At 48.0% G+C, this 21135-nt stretch carries 19 protein-coding genes, 1 riboswitch and 1 other annotated feature; of the genes, 11 read left to right on the forward strand and 8 right to left on the reverse strand.

Going from position 1 to position 21135, the window contains the following annotated elements:
- Positions 1–6 precede the first annotated feature (6 nt).
- The gene (gene pulA, locus KNO91_RS10670; RefSeq protein WP_214817883.1) at positions 7–2004 is read right to left on the reverse strand and encodes a type I pullulanase; all 1998 of its coding nucleotides are present in this window, start codon (positions 2002–2004) and stop codon (positions 7–9) included.
- A 68-nt stretch (positions 2005–2072) separates the two neighbouring features.
- Between pulA and KNO91_RS10675 the strand changes: the two genes are divergently transcribed.
- Both KNO91_RS10675 and KNO91_RS10680 read left to right on the forward strand, forming a co-directional pair.
- A complete protein-coding gene (locus tag KNO91_RS10675) occupies positions 2073–2564 on the forward strand; it encodes a YajQ family cyclic di-GMP-binding protein (RefSeq protein WP_214742658.1) in 492 nt (163 codons plus the stop codon).
- Entirely contained in the window at positions 2561–3139 is a 579-nt protein-coding gene (locus KNO91_RS10680; RefSeq protein ID WP_214817885.1) for a metallophosphoesterase family protein, read from the forward strand. Before KNO91_RS10675 ends, KNO91_RS10680 begins: the two co-directional genes overlap by 4 nt.
- A 53-nt stretch (positions 3140–3192) precedes the next feature.
- On the opposite strand, the gene argS is transcribed toward KNO91_RS10680, so the two are convergent.
- On the reverse strand, positions 3193–4875 hold the full coding sequence (gene argS, locus KNO91_RS10685; RefSeq protein ID WP_214796122.1) for an arginine--tRNA ligase: 1683 nt from the start codon (positions 4873–4875) through the stop codon (positions 3193–3195).
- A gap of 58 nt (positions 4876–4933) precedes the next feature.
- Positions 4934–5145 (reverse strand) — a binding site (T-box leader).
- 154 nt (positions 5146–5299) lie between these two features.
- Here argS and KNO91_RS10690 point away from each other — a divergent pair.
- Both KNO91_RS10690 and KNO91_RS10695 read left to right on the forward strand, forming a co-directional pair.
- Positions 5300–6979: a GGDEF domain-containing protein gene (locus tag KNO91_RS10690; protein ID WP_214817887.1), complete on the forward strand. Its 1680-nt coding sequence runs from the start codon at positions 5300–5302 to the stop codon at positions 6977–6979.
- A gap of 98 nt (positions 6980–7077) precedes the next feature.
- A riboswitch (SAM riboswitch) is annotated at positions 7078–7173 on the forward strand.
- Entirely contained in the window at positions 7167–8525 is a 1359-nt protein-coding gene (locus KNO91_RS10695) for a Na+/H+ antiporter NhaC family protein (protein ID WP_371816662.1), read from the forward strand. It overlaps the preceding riboswitch by 7 nt.
- A gap of 17 nt (positions 8526–8542) precedes the next feature.
- On the opposite strand, the gene KNO91_RS10700 is transcribed toward KNO91_RS10695, so the two are convergent.
- Positions 8543–9187, reverse strand: coding sequence for a TVP38/TMEM64 family protein (locus KNO91_RS10700; protein WP_214817891.1), 645 nt, complete (start codon positions 9185–9187; stop codon positions 8543–8545).
- Positions 9188–9412: 225 nt separating this feature from the next.
- Here KNO91_RS10700 and trhO point away from each other — a divergent pair, with 225 nt between their 5' ends.
- The 4 genes from trhO to ald all read left to right on the forward strand — a co-directional run bounded on the left by trhO (position 9413) and on the right by ald (position 13476).
- Positions 9413–10354, forward strand: coding sequence for an oxygen-dependent tRNA uridine(34) hydroxylase TrhO (gene trhO / locus KNO91_RS10705; protein ID WP_214817894.1), 942 nt, complete (start codon positions 9413–9415; stop codon positions 10352–10354).
- A gap of 118 nt (positions 10355–10472) precedes the next feature.
- The gene (locus KNO91_RS10710; protein WP_214796116.1) at positions 10473–10898 is read left to right on the forward strand and encodes a divergent PAP2 family protein; all 426 of its coding nucleotides are present in this window, start codon (positions 10473–10475) and stop codon (positions 10896–10898) included.
- A 91-nt stretch (positions 10899–10989) separates the two neighbouring features.
- On the forward strand, positions 10990–12213 hold the full coding sequence (locus KNO91_RS10715) for a PucR family transcriptional regulator (RefSeq protein ID WP_214796114.1): 1224 nt from the start codon (positions 10990–10992) through the stop codon (positions 12211–12213).
- 132 nt (positions 12214–12345) lie between these two features.
- Positions 12346–13476 carry an alanine dehydrogenase gene (gene ald, locus KNO91_RS10720; RefSeq protein WP_214790362.1) on the forward strand — a complete coding sequence of 377 codons (1131 nt, stop codon included), beginning with the start codon at positions 12346–12348 and terminating at the stop codon, positions 13474–13476.
- A gap of 90 nt (positions 13477–13566) precedes the next feature.
- Here the strand turns inward: ald and murB are convergent, their stop codons facing one another.
- Together murB and KNO91_RS10730 are read right to left on the reverse strand one after the other, a co-directional pair.
- Entirely contained in the window at positions 13567–14487 is a 921-nt protein-coding gene (gene murB / locus KNO91_RS10725; protein ID WP_214818172.1) for a UDP-N-acetylmuramate dehydrogenase, read from the reverse strand.
- A 154-nt stretch (positions 14488–14641) separates the two neighbouring features.
- Positions 14642–15292 (reverse strand): diacylglycerol/polyprenol kinase family protein, encoded by a 651-nt coding sequence (locus tag KNO91_RS10730; RefSeq protein WP_214817897.1) that lies wholly within the window; start codon positions 15290–15292, stop codon positions 14642–14644.
- Positions 15293–15443: 151 nt separating this feature from the next.
- On the opposite strand from KNO91_RS10730, the gene KNO91_RS10735 reads away from it, so the two are divergent.
- A complete protein-coding gene (locus KNO91_RS10735) occupies positions 15444–16067 on the forward strand; it encodes a DUF1836 domain-containing protein (RefSeq protein ID WP_214747004.1) in 624 nt (207 codons plus the stop codon).
- A 58-nt stretch (positions 16068–16125) separates the two neighbouring features.
- Here KNO91_RS10735 and KNO91_RS10740 read toward each other — a convergent pair whose 3' ends face one another.
- Positions 16126–16608 carry an LURP-one-related family protein gene (locus KNO91_RS10740; protein WP_214790358.1) on the reverse strand — a complete coding sequence of 161 codons (483 nt, stop codon included), beginning with the start codon at positions 16606–16608 and terminating at the stop codon, positions 16126–16128.
- Between the two features lie 218 nt (positions 16609–16826).
- Positions 16827–17321: a restriction endonuclease gene (locus tag KNO91_RS10745; RefSeq protein ID WP_214817900.1), complete on the reverse strand. Its 495-nt coding sequence runs from the start codon at positions 17319–17321 to the stop codon at positions 16827–16829.
- 127 nt (positions 17322–17448) lie between these two features.
- Between KNO91_RS10745 and KNO91_RS10750 the strand changes: the two genes are divergently transcribed.
- Together KNO91_RS10750 and KNO91_RS10755 are read left to right on the forward strand one after the other, a co-directional pair.
- The gene (locus KNO91_RS10750) at positions 17449–19623 is read left to right on the forward strand and encodes a PAS domain-containing sensor histidine kinase (RefSeq protein ID WP_214796106.1); all 2175 of its coding nucleotides are present in this window, start codon (positions 17449–17451) and stop codon (positions 19621–19623) included.
- Entirely contained in the window at positions 19620–20690 is a 1071-nt protein-coding gene (locus tag KNO91_RS10755) for an SDR family oxidoreductase (protein WP_214817902.1), read from the forward strand. Before KNO91_RS10750 ends, KNO91_RS10755 begins: the two co-directional genes overlap by 4 nt.
- Positions 20691–20768: 78 nt before the next feature.
- Here KNO91_RS10755 and KNO91_RS10760 read toward each other — a convergent pair whose 3' ends face one another.
- Positions 20769–21053, reverse strand: coding sequence for a hypothetical protein (locus KNO91_RS10760; protein WP_214790351.1), 285 nt, complete (start codon positions 21051–21053; stop codon positions 20769–20771).
- Positions 21054–21135 lie beyond the last annotated feature (82 nt).

A 21135-nucleotide genomic window follows, 5' to 3' on the forward strand; every position in this document is an offset into this window, starting at 1 on the left:
TTTTGGTTACTGCTCTTTACGCTTCCGTTTCTTCGACACATACCAGAGACCACCGAGCACGGCGAGTGCGGCACCACCGGCAACAGCGTATTTGCTGTAGTCCGGACGACGTTCCGTCACCACGAGTGTCGACAGTGGCGCGACCATCATATGACGGTCTTCGATTTGACGCGGCGCCGTCAAATTGACCGTATGGTCTTCCACGTTCACTTCAAACTTACCAGATGGAAGTTTGACCTCGACCGCTTCTTCTAGCGCGTTATGGTACACGACATGTCGTTCGACATACCCTTCGACGTGACGGCTCAACTCGAATGCAATCACACCTTCTTCTTCATCGAAGAAACGCAAATGTTTCCGAATCTGTTCCGTGTTCTCGAGTCGGAAGAGCGGATACTGCTTCCGCAGACGCAACAGACCTTTCACATATTCCACACTTGGCGCTTCTTGTTCAGCTCGTGTCCAGTCGACACGGTTGACGACCTCACCTGAGTTAAAGCTATTCTCGTCCCCATCTTTTGTGCGGAAAAACTCTTGTCCACTATGAAGGAACGGAATCCCTTGCCCCAGGAGTACGATGGACGTCGCCAAACGATGACGGCGACGACGTGTCGTCTCATCATCTTCTGGATTCGTCACGGACAACTTGTCCCAAAGCGTCAAGTTATCATGACATTCAACGTAGTTGACGACCTGATTCGGTTCATCAGCAAAACTTTGGCTCGTGATTCCGCCAGCAATCCCACGTTTCACGTCAGCCGTCATGTCTGTATTCCCACTCACCCAACCTGGCAAGTCCTCGATGAACACGTCTCCACGGACGCCGTCTCGAATCCCGTCATTGAATTGCGCGATTCGTGGCATTTTATGGGCGTTGTGTTGATTCGCTTTTTTACGGACAGGGAGTGGCGTGTCCAAATCCCAACCTTCTCCGATGACAAGGATGGATGGGTCGACGCGATCAAGCGCCTTCCGAATTTGATTCATCGTCTTCACATCGTGTAATCCCATCAAGTCGAAACGGAACCCATCGATCATGAATTCTTTCGCCCAATACGTGACACATTCGACCATGAGCTTACGCATCATCGCACGCTCAGATGCCGTGTCGTTCCCACAGGCCGAACCGTCCGCGAGTGTCCCGTCCTCATTTAGTCGATAATAGTAGTCAGGGACGAATTGACCGAGCGGTGTCGTCAACGCATCGTGCGTATGGTTAAAGACGACGTCCATGATGACACGGATGCCTCGATCGTGGAGGGCTTGAATCATCGCTTTCAATTCGATGATGCGTGTCGCCGGATCATCTGCTGACGAGGCGTACGATCCCTCGACCGCAAAATAATGTACCGGGTCATATCCCCAGTTATAGTTATCTTCGCTCTCGCGTGATTCATTCACCGATCCATAGTCAAAGAATGGCATCAACTGAAGATGCGTGATACCGAGCGATGTGATGTAGTCAAGTCCGGTCGGGTATCCGCTCGTTGTCGTCGTTCCCGTCTCAGTCATGCCTAAGAACTTCCCACGATGCGTGGCGCCACTTTCCGGATGACTCGTCAAATCACGGACGTGCGCTTCGTAAATGACCGCCTCTTGTGAAGAATTGAATAGCGGACGTTCTTTGATCCAATGGTCAGGGTTCAAGGATGCCGGGTCAAGCAGGCATCCACGTTTCCCGTTCACTCCGACGACTTTTGCATAAGGGTCGAGTGATTCCACTTTTTTCCCATCAATCATTGCTTCAAATACATAAAATTGACCTTCGAACAGGGCGCGGTCGAGTTCAATGACCCAAGTCCTCTTCTCAGCCGGTTCGAGCTCGAGTCGTTCAAACTTACGTGCACGGGCTGTGCGATATAACTTGACCGACATTTGTTCCGCTACCGGAGACCAGACACGTAGTCGAATCTGTTCCCCTTTGAACGTCACCCCAAGGTCTTTCCCGTGATAGGCAACGTGATCTAAGTCTGCATGTGTATGTTGATCCATTGTACGTTCCATCTCTTCACTCCTTCACTGCTTCAAATCTGCTATCATTATAACAAAACCACACAAAGGATGGATGAAACATGGCAAAAGACAATTCTTTCGATATCGTGTCGGAAATGAATCTTGAAGAAGTGAAGAACGCGATTCAAATCGCGGAGAAGGAAATTTTAAACCGTTACGACTTTAAAGGATCAAAAAGTGAGATGTCGCTCGACAATGGCGACCTCGTCCTCATCTCGGATGATGACTATAAACTTGAGCAATTAAAGGACGTCTTAATCACGAAGTTGATTAAACGCGGTGTTCCGACCAAAAACCTCGATTATCAAAAAGTAGAGGGTGCTCTCGGTGGCACGGTTCGTCAACGCGTGAAATTGAAGAGCGGGATCGACAAAGATGACGCGAAAAAAATCAACAACGCCATCAAAGAATCAAAACTAAAAGTCAAATCGCAAATTCAAGACGATCAAATCCGTGTCACGGGTAAATCGCGTGACGACCTTCAAGCTGTCATGCAGCTGGTTCGTGAGCTCGAGTTGTCTGTCGACGCCCAATTCACGAACTTCCGATGAAACTCGCCATCATCAGTGACCCACACGGTTCGTTTGATGATTTAAAGGCGATTCTCGATGACGTCCGGCGGGAAACCGAACATATTCTCTGTCTCGGCGACCTATACGAATGCCACATCGGCAAAAAACGACGCCACGAGCGCTTTCATCATGTGGAGGAGGTCGTGACGTATGACCCGAACTATGAAGCGCTGCTGACGTTCCCGAGTCTACGAGGCAATCAGGAGGAGCGCATCGACGAGGTGCTCGTCATCGACCACCCTGTGAAAACACGGATTTCCTTGTTACCGGAACAGACAACCCTTGGTGAGGCGCGCTTTTTACATGGGCATCAAGTCAAGTGGAACGAGGACTGGGAACCGATTGTCGAGAAAGGAAAGTATCCGCTCGTCTTCATCGGACATAGTCATATCCCAGGGATTTACCGGAAAGGGAGATCTCTGCCCTGGGAAATCGGGATCCCATTCCATTTGAAGAAAAAGCGGTATGTCATCAATGTCGGAGCCGTCATCTTCGACAGGGAATGGTGTCTCTATGATACGGAAGCCCGAACGGTGACGCGGATGAAAGTGTAAGCATAGGAAAAGGACCTCAATGATTTTTGAGGTCCTTTCGTCTGTCTTATAGCTTACATTTCTTCCGGAGCTTCGACACCGAGTAAACGGAGTCCTTCCGTCAATACGAGCGTCACTGCCTTCACGAGCGCGAGACGCGATTGTTTGCCTGCATCTTCTTCTAAGACGCGGACATGACCGTAATACTTGTTGAACGCTTGTGCGAGATCAAGTACGTAACGGCTGATGATTGATGGTTCGCGACGTTCATGTGCACGTGTGATGACGTGTGGGAACGCGTTGAGCATCGTGACGACACCCCATGAGTAATCATCATCTGCACCAGTGAACGGTGAGCCGTCATAGTTTCCTTTGCGAAGGAGTGAATTCGCACGGGCATTCGTATATTGAACGTAAGGTCCTGTCTCTCCTTCGAACTTGAGCATGCTGTCGAGATCGAATTCGATGTTGTTGATCCGTTCATTCTTCAAGTCGTGGAAGACGACCGCTCCGACACCGACCATACGGGCAACGTCTTGTGCGTTCGCAAGGTCTGGGTTCTTTTGTTCGATGTTCGCTTGTGCTTTTTCGATGGCTTCTTTCAACACTTCTTCAAGAAGAACGATGCGCCCTTTACGTGTCGACATCTTCTTCCCTTCTTGCAAGATCAAGCCGAATGGTACGTGATGCATCCCATCGACGAAGTCGTATCCGAGCTTACGAAGAACCGAGAAGAGTTGTTTGAAGTGAAGCGCCTGTTCGCCACCGACGACATAGTTCGCTTGCACGAAGTTGTACGTCTCGTAGCGATAGATTGCCGCAGCCAAGTCACGTGTCGCGTACAATGTTGCGCCATCTTTCTTTTTAATCAAGCATGGTGGCAAGTTTTCTTCTTCGAGTGAGACGACCATCGCGCCTTCACTTTCGACTAAAAGGTTTTTTGCTTCGAGCATCTCGACGACGCGTCCCATCTTGTCGTTGTAGAACGCCTCACCATTGAAGCTCTCGAATTTCACACCGAGAAGGTCATATACTTTTTGGAACTCCTTGAGTGACTCGTCACGGAACCATTGCCAAAGCTCTGTCGCTTCCGCATCACCATCTTCAAGTTTCTTGAACCAAGCACGGCCTTCATCTTCGAGTTCTGGCTGTGTCTTCGCCTCTTCATGGAAATGGACGTATAGCTTCAAGAGTTCTGCGATCGGGTTAGCACGTACCGCTTCCTCATCGCCCCACTTTTTATAGGCGACCATTAATTTACCGAACTGTGTTCCCCAGTCACCGAGGTGGTTGACGCCGACAACGTCGTATCCGTTTTTGCGTGCGATTTGGTTAATCGCATTCCCGATCACCGTCGAACGTAAGTGACCCATCGAGAACGGCTTCGCAATGTTCGGTGACGAGAAGTCCGTCACAATCGTTTCGTTGCGCGCTGCGTGTGTTGCATAATCCGACTTCTCGTCGAGTACCGTGTTAATGATTTCTTTTGACACGACGTCACGGCTCAAGAAGACGTTGACGTAAGGTCCTGCTGCCTCGACTTTTGTGAACAGTTCATCGTTCAAGTCATTCGCAATATCTGTCGCAATCATGACAGGTGCTTTACGGTAGGCTTTCGCCAATTGGAAACATGGGAACGCGAGATCACCGTGTGCCTCATGTTTCGGCTTTTCAATCAATGCTTCAATCTGGTCAATCGTGAGTTCGTCTCCGATGACACGTGATAACGCTTCTGCGTACTTGCGTTCATAACTCATTTGTATGTCCTCCTTCTTCGTATCACAACTCATAAAAAAAACGCCCTTTGCATAAATGCAAAGAGACGGGAATTCCCGCGGTACCACTCTTCTTGCCTGCATGACGCAGACCGCTTTATGGTGATAACGGTTCCCTCCGGCTATGCCTACTCTCGTTTCGGATAGCATCTCAAAAGTGCGTTTCGCGACGTTTGTCAGCCCAGGCTCTCACCAATCCCTAGGTCGCTTTGTTGACTAAACCATCGTTACTCTCTTTTTCATCGACATTCGTCTATGCGGTTGAAAAGCAATTTCATTATAGAGGATATTCCCTCTATACTCAATGCTAGAATTCAAGCATCATGGAAGAGAAGCAGGACTCACACGAAAACGTGACGAATCTTTACTATTAGATCTCGAAATGTCCCATGCTAGGAGGGAACGCATGAACCACTTTCGTAAGATGTCCGTGCTCGGTTGGAGTATATGGAGTGCCTTATTCATCTTCACCATCTCGTTATTTGCATTGGATGTCCTACACGCCCCGACGATCGATCCATTGTCGTTTATTTTAATTTCATTATTGGTCATCATTTTTCAACTCGACTCGATCGAAGTCAAAGGTGTGTACTTCACTTTTTCTGAAAGTATTGTCTTAATCTTATTTTTATTCTTTGGATTTGAAACAGCACTCATTGTCAACCAAATCGGGTTGTTCGTCTTTCAATTCGCCAATTTGAAACCGAAAGTCGCCATCCGTCGCTTCCGCTTCACATATCCTTGGAATGCCGTTACGGCGTACTTAGAAATCGTCATTCCGGCAGCGGTTTATCTCGCCCTTGGTGGTGAGACCGGTCTCGACTTTTATTCGCAAGATTCGTTCGTGCCGCTTGCCGGACTGTTCCTTGCCATCTTCTTAAACACGGTATTCCAAAAATATCAGGTGAAATGGTGGTTCCGCGTCGACATCGCATTGAGCGATTTTATGAAAATCGCTTTCTACACATACGTCGTCAGTTTGACCTTCATTTTAGCGGCATCATTCTTCCGGGAGACGAGTTTACTGGTCGTCAGTAGTATCGCCGCTGCCTTGACGTTCTTCATTAAACGACTTCTCATTCAAAAAGAACGGCAAGACGCCTTCAAATCTTTGATCGAGCAATATGATGAAGCTAAAGAAGCCGTCTCTTTGTCACAGAGTGAGGCGCAAGCAATCGAAGTCTTTTTAAGTCAGTGTGAACAGTTGAACCATTACGACGAAGGTTATATCGAGTTCAAATTGTTCGACCGCACGCTCTACTTCGATTTGAAGACGCGACAGCCCATCGATCGACCGGTCGTCTTTGCACTGCTTGAGATGAGTCAACCAATCGAGCAAATTCTCGACTATGAGATGCGGTTTGAATGGGATACCGCACTTTCCGACGCCTTCCATGACGATTATCATAGCTTTGTTTCTGTCCGTTCGGAGGAAATCGAAGAGATTCGTACATGGATCGTCATGACGGGAGAACCCGTATACGCATATCCGAAAATCATTCAGCATGAAATCATCAAGTTGTTGAAATCGTTCAATCGAACGATTAGCCGTTGTCACGAGCGGGATCGTCTCTATACCGAGAGCCGGACAGACAGTTTGACGCTTCTTGCCAATGCGCGTGCGTTTTATGAATACGGCATTCAACAAATATCGGATATGTCGATGTATCCGATATCTGTCGCCATGCTCGATATTGATTTCTTCAAAAAAATTAACGATACGTACGGTCATCAGGTCGGTGACCGAGTGTTACAAGAATTCGGTCGACGCATTCGGCAGGTACTTCGAACGGATGACTTTGCCGCACGTTATGGCGGCGAAGAATTCATTTTACTACTCAACCATTGCGACATGACCCAAGCCATCGAGATCACAGAGCGGATTCGCCACCAAATCGAAACGAAACCGTTCCTTGTTGACCATCATGAGATTTCTGTGACCGCGTCCATCGGGGTCGATACGATTGAAGCGTTCGGGAACAAACGTCTAGATGACACGATTCGAAACGCTGACCGTGCGCTCTATGTCGGTGGGAAATACGCAGGGCGGAACCGAGTAGCTCACTTCAACAATTTAACGACGTAAACTCCCCTTTCTCACATCGAATTGGGGAGTTTTTAGGTTGACAACCGGATTCGAAACAGGTACGTTAGGGAACGTGTTTAATAATTAGATAGATTCACTTTTTATCGAGAGAGACGGAGGGACTGGCCCTGTGAAGTCTCGGCAGCGGGGGACCTGTGCCAAATCCAGCGGGCGTATTGCTCGAAAGATGAAAAGGGTATTTCGCACGAAGGACCTTTTCTCCAGAAGAAGGTCCTTTTTATTTTTTAGTGAGGTGATTATTTTGGAACAACCAACAGCCAACAAGTGGGCACTTTTGCCGTTATTCGTCTTCTTGCTCTTTTTCATCGGGGCAGGTGTCTACTATGGGGATTTTTATAAGTTCCCAGTTCTCGTCGCAGCGATCATCGCATTGCTAGTCGCAGCATTCATGACAAAAGGAAGTGCGACACAAACCGTGGAGCGCATCGCACAAGGTGCCGGAAATCCGGGAATCATCATTATGATTTTTATTTTCTTACTCGCCGGTGCATTTTCAACCGTAGCCGAATCGATTGGCGCCATCGATGCGACGGTCAACGCCGCGTTGATGCTCTTACCACCATCGCTTCTCTTGAGCGGACTATTCGTCATCGCTGCTTTCATTTCAATGGCGATGGGAACATCGACCGGAACGATCGCGGCACTTGCACCAATCGCTCTCGGTATTCATGAAGAGAGTGGCGTGAACGTCGCCATCGCAGCCGCCGCAGTTGTCGGAGGCGCGATGTTCGGGGACAACCTTTCGTTCATTTCGGATACAACAATTGCCGCCGTAAGGACGCAACGGACGAACATGCGTGATAAGTTCCGGACAAACTTCTGGATTGTCTTACCGGCCGCTATCATCACGACGATTTTACTAGCGGTCTTATCGAACGGTGAGTCGACGGTCGATGTCGCTGCATTCGAATGGTATAAACTGATTCCCTATCTCGCGGTTATCGGCTTAGCGTTAACAGGACTGAACGTTATTCTCGTCCTTTTGGGCGGCATCACGCTCACTGGTATCATCGGTCTCCTCGACGGAAGCTTATCGGTGACAGCATTCGTGACCGCTATCGCCGACGGCATGGTCGGCATGGCCGAAATCTCGTTTCTGACGTTACTCATGGGCGGACTCGTCGGACTCATATCGCACAACGGCGGACTCACGTATTTGCGTGACGCGTTGACGTCACGAATCCAAAAACGTGCCGGTGCCGAGTGGAGTATCGCTGGTCTTGTCAGCGCGACGAACGTGGCGACGGCAAACAATACAATTTCGATTCTCGTAGCCGGACCGCTTGCCGCAAACATTGCGGACGAATATGATATCGAACGGAAAAAATCAGCGAGTGTACTCGATATCTTCTCATGTGGGGTACAAGGAATTCTGCCATATGGAGCACAACTCCTCATCGCGGCAGAGCTGACGAAGACCGCATCGCCGGACCTCGTGCCGTTCATGTTTTATCCGTTCCTCCTCTTTATTTGTGGAGGGATCGCCATCGCATTTAACTTCCCGCGCTTTAAAAAACAGTCTTAAGCGAAAACACCCCTTGTTCAAAGGGGTGTTTGTCGTTTCGTGACCATTTCTTGTTTCAGTTGCTCGTTTCGTTTCTTGAAAGCGCGTCGTTTGAGAATTTCTTCTAATCCCCGGCTGATGGCCCATAATGCGACCAAAAGAAGACCGAGCATCGATAAACGAAATGGACTTTGGATAAACTCTTCCCATTGATCCCCGATGACAGAGAAAATGACGACGACGAGTAGTTTCCCGAATCCTGCCGCTAAAATGAATGTGCGGAGCGGCATCTGAATGAGCGCCAGCAAATAAGTGATCAAACTGACTGGAATGAACGGGAGTGAATACAAGAATCCGAGTGAAATCGGACTCATATGATTGATTCGTTCTAACCAATAAACCGCCGCCTTATGTTTTTCGAGCCAGCGCGTCATCGGTTTTCGGAACACATACCGGACGGCTGCGAAGACGACAATCGTTCCGAGAAGGTTCCCAATCCACGATAAAAGGACCCCTAATAAAAATCCGTATGTTGCCGCATTAGCAGAAATGATTAAAACGAGTGGCAAAAACGGAAAGATTGCTTCTAAAAACGGAGCGCCCAGTCCGGCCCAAGGACCGCCCGGCAAGCTTTGAAGCCATTCAATCACTTGGATGATGTACTGTTGGAGAGAATTCAGCATAGTCGTTCCACCTTCAACTTTCGTTACTACTCTATTCCCCGAATTCGATTTACAAGACGCATCTCCCTGGATTCGTCAAAAAAAATTAAAAACCATTTGCGAAAATTCGTCGTGATATTTATCATATAATAATGGACTTGTGGTTGCAGGCAAGTCTATTCGTCGAACGACACAACCCAACGTTCGTTTTCCTGCAAAAAACTGAACACAGGGGAGCAACACAACATGGAAACAAAACCAATGCGGGTCTTACTGTACTATAAGTACGTCAATATCGAAGACCCAGAAACACTCACGCAAGAACATTTGAAGTATTGTAAGGATCTCGGCATTAAAGGACGTATCTTGATTTCCTCCGAAGGAATTAACGGGACGTGCTCTGGTACTTGGGAACAAACTGAGCAATACATGAACGACTTGAAAGCAAACCCACTCTTCAGCGATATCGAGTTCAAAATCGATGAAGTCGAAGAGCATGCATTCAAGAAAATTTTTGTCCGTCACAAGAAAGAGCTCGTGACGTGGCGCTTTGATGGCGAGTTTGATGTGCCGAAACAACACGGTGCATACCTCGAACCAGCAGAATGGAAAGAGATGATGAATCGTGATGATGTCGTCATCCTCGACGTTCGTAACAACTACGAGTACGAACTTGGTCACTTTAAAAACGCGATCAAAATCGATGTAGAGGCTTCACGTTACATGCCGGAATGGCTCGAAGAGAACAAAGACCTCTACGAAGGGAAAACACTTCTCACGTACTGTACCGGTGGCGTCCGTTGCGAGAAATTTACAGCATATATGCGTGACCAAGGTCACGACAACATCTTCCACTTAAAAGGTGGCGTCGCGATGTATGGAAAAGACGAAGCGACAAAAGGAGAAAACTGGGATGGTGAGCTTTACGTCTTTGATGAGCGCATCAACGTCCCTGTCAACTCTGTGAACCCGACTGTTGTTTCACACTGCATGCACTGTGGGACAGAGACGGTTCGTTACGTTAATTGTGCCAACCCGGAGTGCAATGTACAGCATTTCTGTTGTGAAGAGTGTGAACCGAAACAAATGCGTTCATGCTCGAAAGAGTGTCAAGAACACCCACGCAACCGTTATATCATCGATAACATTGCAGAGAGACTTCAGGAAACTGAAGGAGTAGTCGGGTAACAAAAATCGACCAAAAGGTGTCATGGACAAGCCGTCCATGACACCTTTTTTTGACGAAATCTTAACGTCTAGCCTGCCCCGCTTTCGGGTATAGTGAAGATACTATGTCAGACAGGAAGTGAATAGATGCATGTTTAACGAACCTTTACTCGCCGCGATTCTCGCTTGGTTTATCGCCCAAGCAGCCAAGCTCGTAACCGAACTTATTAAAACACGAGATTTTGAAATTGAAATCATGTTCGCTTCAGGCGGTATGCCAAGCTCACACTCGTCTACGGTCGTGGCACTCGCGACGGCAATCGGACGGATGGAAGGCATCGACTCGAGCATATTCGCTCTCGCTGTCGTCTTCGCCACCATCGTCATGTACGATGCGACCGGCGTTCGGCAAGCGGTCGGCTTTCAAGCTCGACTGCTGAATGATTATTTCAAAGGAATTAAACACGAGACCCCACTCTTGAATGAACTCGTCGGTCACACACCGTTCCAGGTCATCGTCGGGGCGTTATTAGGTCTCGCCGTCGGCTTATTCTTCCCAATGTAATCCACTGAAGGTATGTCATTTCTCACACTCTCGATTCTTTTTGTGAAGTTTCACAAAGAAGAAGTTATACTCAGAGAGAGGAGGAATCGACATGCCTTTTTTGCAGAAATCTTACGAGTCTCTCGATACACTCGCTGAGGCAATCGGTCAAGCGATTCGAGCACCCATTACGATCGAGAACCGTCACCACCAATTGCTCGCCTATAGCACCCATCCCGATTCGACCGATCCGGCCAGAATCGCGACGATCATCGGTCGTCGTGTCCCAGAAGCCGTCATCGAAGATTTATGGGAAAGCGGGATTTTACGAGAAGTGATTGACCAGGATGAACCTGTCGTCATTCCGGCACGTCTCGCTGTCGGGCTAGGAGAACGTGCGGCAATTGTCATCAAACAACATGACGAAGTGCTCGGCTATATTTGGAGCCTGGCTCGAACGAACCCGTTCACGAATCAAGAATTGGCCATCTTGCAAGAAGGAGCGACCATTGCCAAAAAGTTGCTCATGACGATCGCGATGCACGAACGGCGTATTAGCGCGGAACTCGAACGCTTTTTGTTAGATGTCCTCGCTTCCCCGACCCTCTCTGATGCCAATCGCGAACGATTGAACGAACTTGCACCCATCGCCGTCGCAAGCCGGTTGACGATTATTGAATGTGCCCAACCGATCACCCCTCAACTCGCTGAGCGTCTGCATTATGTGCTCGCGACACAGGAGGCAATCGAAGTCGTCTTACATGCCATCGATGGACAGCAGTTGCTTGTGTGGCACTATATGAAATCCGAACTCTCCGATGAAGAAGTAGAATTGCTCGCTTGGGCGGAACGGTTCGAACAGTTGCTTCAAGACAAATTCACCGAATCCGAACCACGGCTCGGAATCAGTCGACGCTTTTTCGAAAGTGACATGTTATACGCCGCAGCCGAAGAAGCAAGACGCGTCACGACACTTCGTCGTAAGTTCCCTCTCGAGCTCGCAACTTCTCGCGCTTTCGAACAGATTGGGATTTATCAGCTCGTCCCGGAACTCGCCCGTCGCATCGGGCTTCGACTAGAGACCCATCCGACCGTCGAACGGTTGCAACAATATGATTCATCCCATCAGACCGAACTCGTGAAGACGCTCGAATGGTATTTTTATTTCGACGGGAACGTAAAGCGGGTCGCCGCTCATCTTCATATCCATCCGAATACCGTCTTGTATCGGATTCGACGCATCGAAGAGTTGACGAATATCACGCAAGTTTCATTACCCGAACGGTCCATGATTTATTTGGCGATTAAAGCCGGTCAATATCGATTAGAAGACTAGACGTTCGCTTTGTGTTTTTTCACAAAGTGAGCGTCTTCGTTTTTAGAATCCATGATAAAGACAGCGTTTTCGAATGGGTCTATACTAGGGGTGTGAACAATTTGTGTCAACGGAATGAAAGGGGAATGTTCCATGAAAATCGGGGTATTAAAAGAGATTAAAAACAATGAAAATCGGGTGGCTTTGACACCGATGGGTGCATTTATGTTAACGGAACTTGGCCATGACGTATTCGTCGAAACGAATGCTGGTCTCGGCAGTGGTTTCACGAATATGGAATATATCGATGCTGGCGCAACCATCGTCGAAACGGCGAAAGACGTTTGGGAAGGCGTCGAACTTGCGCTCAAAGTCAAAGAGCCACAGCCGTCTGAATATCAATACTTCCGTCCTGATTTGACGCTCTTCACGTATCTACACTTAGCGGCGGAGCCAGAATTGACGAAAGCTCTCGTCGAATCAGGAATCACTGCAATCGCGTATGAGACGGTAGAAGTCGATCGGACGTTACCGCTTCTCACACCGATGAGTGAAGTCGCAGGTCGTATGGCTGCTCAAATCGGGGCACAGATCCTCGAAAAACCGCACGGTGGCAAAGGAATCCTCATGTCAGGTCTCCCGGGCGTACCTCGTGCGAACGTCACGGTCATCGGGGGCGGTGTCGTCGGAACGAATGCAGCCCGTATCGCAATCGGTCTCGGTGCGAGCGTTACGTTGATGGATATTAGTCCGGCTCGTCTTCGTCAAATCGACGACTTGTTCGGAAACACAATCAACACGTTAATCTCGAACAAATATAATATCGCGAAACAAGTGGCGGAGAGTGATCTCGTCATCGGTGCCGTTCTGATTCCAGGCGCAAAAGCACCGAAACTTGTCACAGAAGAAATGGTACAACGCATGTCACCAGGTTCAGTCATCGTGGACGTCGCCATTGACCAAGGTGGAATTTGTGAGACAATCGATCACATCACGACACATGATGCACCGACATATGAGCGCTATGGTGTCCAGCATTACGCTGTTGCCAACATGCCTGGCGCTGTACCACGCACATCGACAATGGGGCTGACGAACGCGACGATGCCATATATCATCGAATGTGCACAAAAAGGTGTGTTCCCGGCACTTCTTCAAAACGACGCGCTCCTCAAAGGCTTAAACGTCATCAACGGAACGGTCACATATGAAGCGGTCGCTCGCGATTTGGAGTATCCATTCGTACCTGCCTATGAGGCAGTTGCCAAACAAACACAAGCGTAAGCGAAAGGCGACGAGATGCCCGTTCTCGTCGCCTTTTTTTGTATGAAATAAAAAAGGGATTGAACAACATCGTCCAATCCCTTTCCATGATTATGCGTTCTCGACAGCGATATCTTCGCCGATGATTTTTACTTCCGGTTCTAAATCCACTTCGAACTTCTCTTTAACGGTCGCTTGGACGTGACGGATGAGTGAAATATACTCTGTCGCCGTCGCCTCCGCAATGTTGACGATGAATCCGGCGTGCTTGAGCGATACTTCCGCTCCCCCGATTCGTGTGCCCTGAAGACCAGAGTCTTGAATCAACTTACCAGCAAAGTAGCCTGGTGGACGTTTGAAGACACTGCCGCATGAAGGATATTCGAGCGGTTGCTTCGATTCACGTTTGTACGTCAAATCGTCCATCACTTCTTTGATCAATTCATAGTTTTTCGGTTCAAGCTCGAACGTCGCCTCTAAAACGATGAATCCTTCTTTTGATACACGGCTCGTTCGGTAGTCGAGTTCTAATTTGTCTTTTGACAAATGAAGGACTTGTCCCTCTGACGTCAATACCGTCGCAGACGTAATCACGTCTTTCGTTTCTCCACCATAGGCACCCGCGTTCATATAAACGGCACCACCGACCGTTCCAGGGATGCCACAAGCGAACTCGAGGCCAGATAAGCCTTCCGCAAGTGCTTGACGCGATACATCAATAATCGCTGCTCCAGCCTGTGCCACGATTTGGTTACCCTCACGACGAATCGTATTCAGCTCATTCAAGTTTAAAACGACTCCGCGAATTCCCCCGTCGCGAACAATCAAGTTTGAACCGAACCCGAGAATCATGAACGGCATCGCTTCCTGATGGGCTAGTTCTAAGACGGCTTGTACCTCTTCGTACGTATGTGGGGCTACGAAGTAATCGGCTTTTCCGCCTAGTTTTGTATACGTGTGTGCCGACAACGGCTCGTCTTGGAGGACGCGCTCGGCCGGAATAATACTTTGGAGTTGCTGTAAAAAGCTCATGCGTTCACTCAATCCTTTACGTTCTATTTAATCAGTGTCTCGGTCACGACTTTTGGTACCGAGCACGTCACTGAATGGTTTCAGTACGAAACACAGTATACAAATGATTGTCGGACGTGACAAGCAACGTTTTTCTTACAATGTCACGATTAGTTTATAACAATAGCGATGTCGCTACGGCAACGATAATCGGAATTGTAAAGTTATCCCAATCTCGGTATGAAATCGCTTCAGTCAGTGTAGCGATGATAGAAATGATAAATCCATATGTTACCACTTGCCACATGACGACATCATTCCACAAAAACAATAAAAATAAGACTACATACGAACTTAAGAACATGGCGACGCTCCCTTGAAAGGAACGCTTTTGACCGTACAAATCATAGATGACTGTTCCGTACTTCCGCCCGATCAATGCGGCCATCCCGTCACCCCATGCGAGAACGAGTGAGCCCGCTAAAAATGCAATCGGCTCTGATTCAAAGAAGAAGTATAAAATGATGAGTAAGGCAATCGGATAATAGACCGTCCCAAAAGACTTTCGCTCCGTCTGATGGACCGGTGAGGGGCTTTTATACAATAAGACTGCGTTCGCAAACGTGAAGAAGACGAGCGGGACTGCCGCGACGTACCATGAATCCATTAACCAGACCGCTAACAGCGACCAATGTCCGACTGCGATATGTACACTCTTTCGAATCGTTTCATCTGTCCATCCAAGACGCTTCCCGACTTGTTCAAGACCGACGAGGAACGCAAGGACGATTACGATGGAAAGAATCGAACTAATCCATTCATTCATTGCTTGACCACCTCTATGTATAGGATATGTATGATATCGTCATTATACCTTAATCAGTGCCCATCCTAGCTTACTTTTCAAACATTTGGTAGAATGAGGTCAAATGACTGTATAGCCAACGTACGATGTTGGTCATAGAAAGGGTGGCCGTATGCGCGACGCAACTTCAATTCAAACTTTGGCAGATTGCCTTCATTTCATGCAGGTCGGAGAAATCGAGCGAGCCATCGCCCTCTTCCCTGAAGACGTGCGTGAACATTTTCCAAAAGAGCTTCGAAAAATCCACTTGTTTCATATTGAAAAGAACGGCTTGTCCATCAATCAAATCGTCGCCCTTGCGAACGCATTGACGGGAGAACATCTCTCGGCGACGACGATTCAAAACTGGACGAAGCGTGAAGTCCGTAAAATCATCGGTGTCCCACGAATCGGTAAAAAGTATTCCTTGCATCAAGCGGCAATCATCTATCTCCTTGATGACTTGAAACACCTTTTTTCACTTGAAGAGACGAGTTCCTTGTTGGCACTCATCTTCAACAACCCTGACCGGGACGAAGACGACTTTATCACCCCGATTGATTTTTATCGTTTGTATGCGGAGTATGCCAAGTCGACGAGTCCAATCGACTTACTCGATACGCGTGCCAAGCGTTCCCTCGAAAAAACGAAGTACACGCATCCAAATATCATTCACGTCTTAAAGCTCTGTCTATATGCACACCGTGTGACGACACTCGAGCTCGAGGCCAAGCACTACTTAAACCGTTTCATTTGATGAAACGGTTTTTTCGTTGCACCAAAAAGCACCGGTCATAGACCGGTGCTCGTCATCGTTATGAGACAGATGCTGCGAGCGGCATCCGCGATTTAACCGTTAACGTTTTTAAGACAGAAAGGAGTTCGAACATCGATAGCTGATCTGCTTCTTTCGTTAAGCAGAACGTGTCGTTCTCTTCTTTCCGTAGCTCCGCAACAAGCTTACCTGCTTTGTCACGGACGCTGAACTTATGACGTTCCACATCGTATTGAATCGTGAAGAGTCCGCGTTCATAGACGTTGTACTCACACTTTTTCCCGAATAACGAGAACTTGTCTTTCAATTGACCAATCGCCTGTCCGTCATGGTTCATCACGACCCATTTTTGGCAGTTCGGGATATACTTCCCGTGAGCGATCTGTCGTCCAGACAAATTGTGCACTTGGACACTGCCTTCCGCGTCGCGGTGAACAGATCCGATCGCATCATTTGTCTCATCATAAATGGTCGCCTCGCCTTGCGTAAAGACGCAACCTTTTACATAAATTAATTTGCGCACCGCTTTTTCCTCCTAGCACGTTCCAACCGTGATTGTTTGTATGTGTACGGTCGGGCATTTCTTGAAACCCCAATCGTTTCTCTCTGTAGTTTTGATCTCGTTTCAACTACTACATATTTCATATGACGAAGATGATTATTGCATCGATTAAAGAAAAAGACAAGCCCTTTTTTTCGACATCATTTTGGATTCTGTCGAACTTGTGAACATGCCTATTCTTAACGCTTATATCCCGCTTCTTTTAAGAGTTCTTCAAGCTCTAATCTTGCAATCAGACGAACTTGATTTGGTGCCGCCAATTCGTACGCACTGTCCGTGAACGTCGAGTTCGTCACGACCCATCCTTCGTGAACCTGATAATAAGGAACCGCAGCTGCGATTTGTTGAACCGCCTCAAGACCGACTACCTTTTCATAACGTTTCGCTTGTACCGCAATCAACCATCCGTCCGGGGTCTCAAGTAACAAGTCGGCCCCAAAATCACGCGATGCCGGGGTCACGGTGACCGTGTAACCGAGCGCCGTGAACACATCTTCTAAGAACAGTTCGAATTCCCGCCCATCCATCCGGTCGATTCGGTCGATGGTCGACAGCTGTGCTCTCCAAATGAACCACGCAATCCCAAACAGGAGTAGCAAGATACTGCTCCAAAGCGGTGCCCCGAACCACCATAAACCAATGGCACCAATCATACTTAGAAGTAATCCAATCATCCCCATCTTTCCTTTCCAACTCCTCTCTCCCACTTTACCGTTTTGAGGGCAGGAAATGAAAGGGGGATCTGTCGAATGTTATAGAAGATGTGCTCGTCTGACACCAACGAAGGAGGGATGATCGTTCATGGAGAAACCCACCAATCTCCACAGTGAGTTATTACATGCATTACCTTACGGGGTTGCTTTAATACAAAAAGATGGAACAATCGTTCAGGCAAACCGCCCATTCTTAGAAAATTTCCCAGAGAATCTGCAGACTCGTACGAACCTCTTTCATATGGTCAACCAGTCTCCGATTACAATGGAATTATCTCGCCGAATGGAACAAGGACTTCCTTGGATGTATGAATTGCCGACGATGCGTGTACATGCCATTCCTTGGGAAGATCATTACATTCTATCCATCGAACCACTCCCTCTCGATACGCGCGTGACGATTCAACATAATGCGTTTGAAGCGATGATGCATACTGAACTCGACATGGCGATGATTATGACCGATGCGAATATGTTAATCACACGATTTAATCAGGGAGCGACCGAACTGTTCGGTTATGCGCCCCATGAAGTGCTATATGAAATGACACCGTTCGCTTTGTTCGAGTCGAGAGAGCTGAGCGAAAAGCGCTCTGCTTATCAAGATGAAACGGAACGGTTGCTGTCATTCGAGCAAATGTTACGCCTTGCGCTCGACAAAGGAGACCGTGAATGGAAATTCCAATGTAAGGACCGGACACATTTTATTGGAAAACTCTTCATGCATCCGGTATATGAACAAGAGCAACTCATCGGCTTCTTTTTCTTCGTGTTCGATGTGAGTCCTGAGATTCAATTGAAACGAGAACTTCGTTATAAGGAGCAACGTTATCGCATGTTTGCAGAATCTGTCATCGAAGCCGTCCTGTTTCACGAAGACGGTATGATTCTCGATGCGAACAAAGCGGCGGAATCTATCTTTAAAATTCCTGCTGAACAAATGGTCGGTCGTCAAACGGTCGAATTTATCGCTGAAGGGTATCGTGCGGATGTATTGCGACGGATTCGGAATCATATCCAAACACCATACGAAGTGATTGGACGACGAGCAGACGGCACGTTTCTAGAGATGGAGGTTTACCCGAAAGAAGTGACGTATCAAGGCCAAACGTTACGGGTAGCCGTCATGCGCGACATTAGCGATCGCAAAAAAGTAGAGCGTATGCTCGAACGAGAGAAAAATGCGATTGCCCGCCAACGAGATATCATTCAATCGATTTTACAAGCGTCGAACGAAGCATTCGTCTTGACCGAGTCGAACGGGAGTGTCTTGTTCATGAACGTCCATGCGCGACGCCTCATGGATTTACCTGGAATCGCTCCAAACAAAATACAAGAGCGCATTCCCCTCCTCTCCACGTTCCGTCCACGCGACCGGAGCGAGATGTTGAAAAAGATGGACCAACTTCTCGACGGGACGGCCCGGGAAGTGTCGATGCGTTTCTCCATCCCCCAGCCGAACGACCGGGATGAGGAATATTATGAGATGTACGGCACGACGATGGATACGAAACGGCAAATCGGAATGGACAGCGGTTTCTTATTCGTATTCCGCAATCGGACAGAGGAAGAACGCATGGACCAGATTAAAAACGAATTAGTGAGCACGGTCTCGCATGAACTGAGGACACCACTTTCTTCATTATCTGGTTACATCGAGTTGATGCTCGCTCGCGATTTGACTCCCGATAAGCGGGAACGTTTCTTGAAGACGATGTCGCGAGAAGCGTCACGGCTAACAGCATTACTGAACGACTTTTTAGATATTCAACGCATGGAAGATGGTCATCAGGAATACAAGCAAGATCATTTCTCGTTGAATGAACTCGTCTTAGAGGTGGTTGAACGCTTCCGTGAAACGAATGATCATGCCATTCACTTCGATAACGCTGATGAAGATTTACTCTTGATTGCTGACCGAGACCGAATTGAACAAGTACTCGTCAATTTGATTTCAAATGCCATCAAGTACTCTCCGAACGAACAAGAGATTGAGGTACGGGTCCGGCACGACCACAATCAGGCTCACGTCTCCATTCGTGATTTTGGAATCGGTATTCCGGAACACGCCTTTGAGAAACTGTTTACGAAGTTTTATCGGGTCGACAACTCGGATACGCGTAAAATTGGTGGGACCGGTCTTGGGTTGTCCATCTGCAAAGAAATCATCGAATCACACGGCGGTAGCATTGAAGTGGAATCGACTGTCGGAAAAGGATCGACTTTTACATTCACACTAGAATTAGCGGAGGAGATGTCATGAACGATTACGCCTTTACCGGTTTCCCTGGATTTTTAGCTGGAAAATTAATCGAGCATCTCGCGTCGTTACCTCATCAAATCGGGACGATTTATGCATTGCATCTTCCGAGTCAACAACGCGAAGCAGAAGACTTAAGGGACACCTTACTGTCCACGACGTCCCTCGAGCCTCGTCAACTCGTTTTAGTAGAGGCGGATATCACGTTGCCCGAAGTGATTCTCGATCCGATTATGCGGTCTGTCATCGAGCGCGACGTGCATTACGTCTTTCATCTGGCCGCAGCATATGACTTGAGCATTCCGTATGACACCGGGTATCGAATCAATATCCTCGGTACGAAACATGTGACTGCGTTCGCCAAACGCTCAAAACAATTGAAGCGCTATGTATACTTCAGTACAGCCTATATCGCCGGTCGTCGGCAAGGAACCGTGTACGAGAACGAACTATGGCATCGGGCTCGGTTTAAAAATCATTACGAAGCGACAAAATATGAAGCAGAAGCTCTCGTCTCGCGTGAGATGGGTGCAATGCCGATTACCATCATTCGTCCTGGCATTGTGATTGGTCATAGTCGAACAGGAGAAACGAAAAAATTTGACGGTGTCTATTTCGTATTGAAGTTAATGGAGCAATTGAAACAGATGCGACCGCTGCCTTATATCGGACGAGCGAACGTCGAAGTGAATCTCGTCCCTTATGATTACGTGGTGGAAGCGACCGCTTTCTTAGCGCACTCACCAGCCGGAGTGAAGCGAACGTTCCATTTGACGGACCCGTTCCCACACGGTGCGCGTGAAGTGTATCGCATGCTACATGAAACGATGTTTCAACGCCCTCCTCGTGGCACGGTCCCTCACGCTGTTGCGGACGTCGCATTCACGAGCTGGAAGAATGCCGCACAACTCGATGTCCCTCATGAACTGCTGGACTACTTCAAACATTCCGTCCATTTTGATACGACGCAAACGATTCGTGCGCTCGATGGGACCGGAATCGTCTGTCCAGATTTACAAGATTATCTCCCGGAGATCGCCCGTTATTTCATGACACACAAAAAGCCCTGATGCGCTCAGGGCTTGAACTATGATTAGAATCAAAGTGATAAAGCAAGTGTGCGCTGTGAACGAGCGTACACTTGCTTTTTAGATTTCATCCACGTGTCTACGAGACACTCCTTGATCGTGTAGAAGACGCTCAAGGACGAAAATATAGACCAATGCCACGAAGAGTCCCACGATACCAGGGAGAACAGCAACAATCGAATCCTTCAAATATGCTGACGGAATTAAGTAAAGGAAGAGCCATTTCACGCCATTCATCAATATCAATGAAGAGAGCAATACGAGCGTTACCGCTCGTTTCGACACGCCTCCGAAGAATGGACGTCCACTCTTCTCTCCTTTTGTTATACCTAGCCAAGATAACAAGTCAGAATCCTCCTTGATCCATTCATATGACCATTCATTCTTCAACCCATTATATACCAAATATCGAATAGGATGAAGACTA

This window comes from Exiguobacterium sp. s59 (assembly GCF_018617475.1).
GTDB lineage: Bacteria > Bacillota > Bacilli > Exiguobacteriales > Exiguobacteriaceae > Exiguobacterium > Exiguobacterium aestuarii.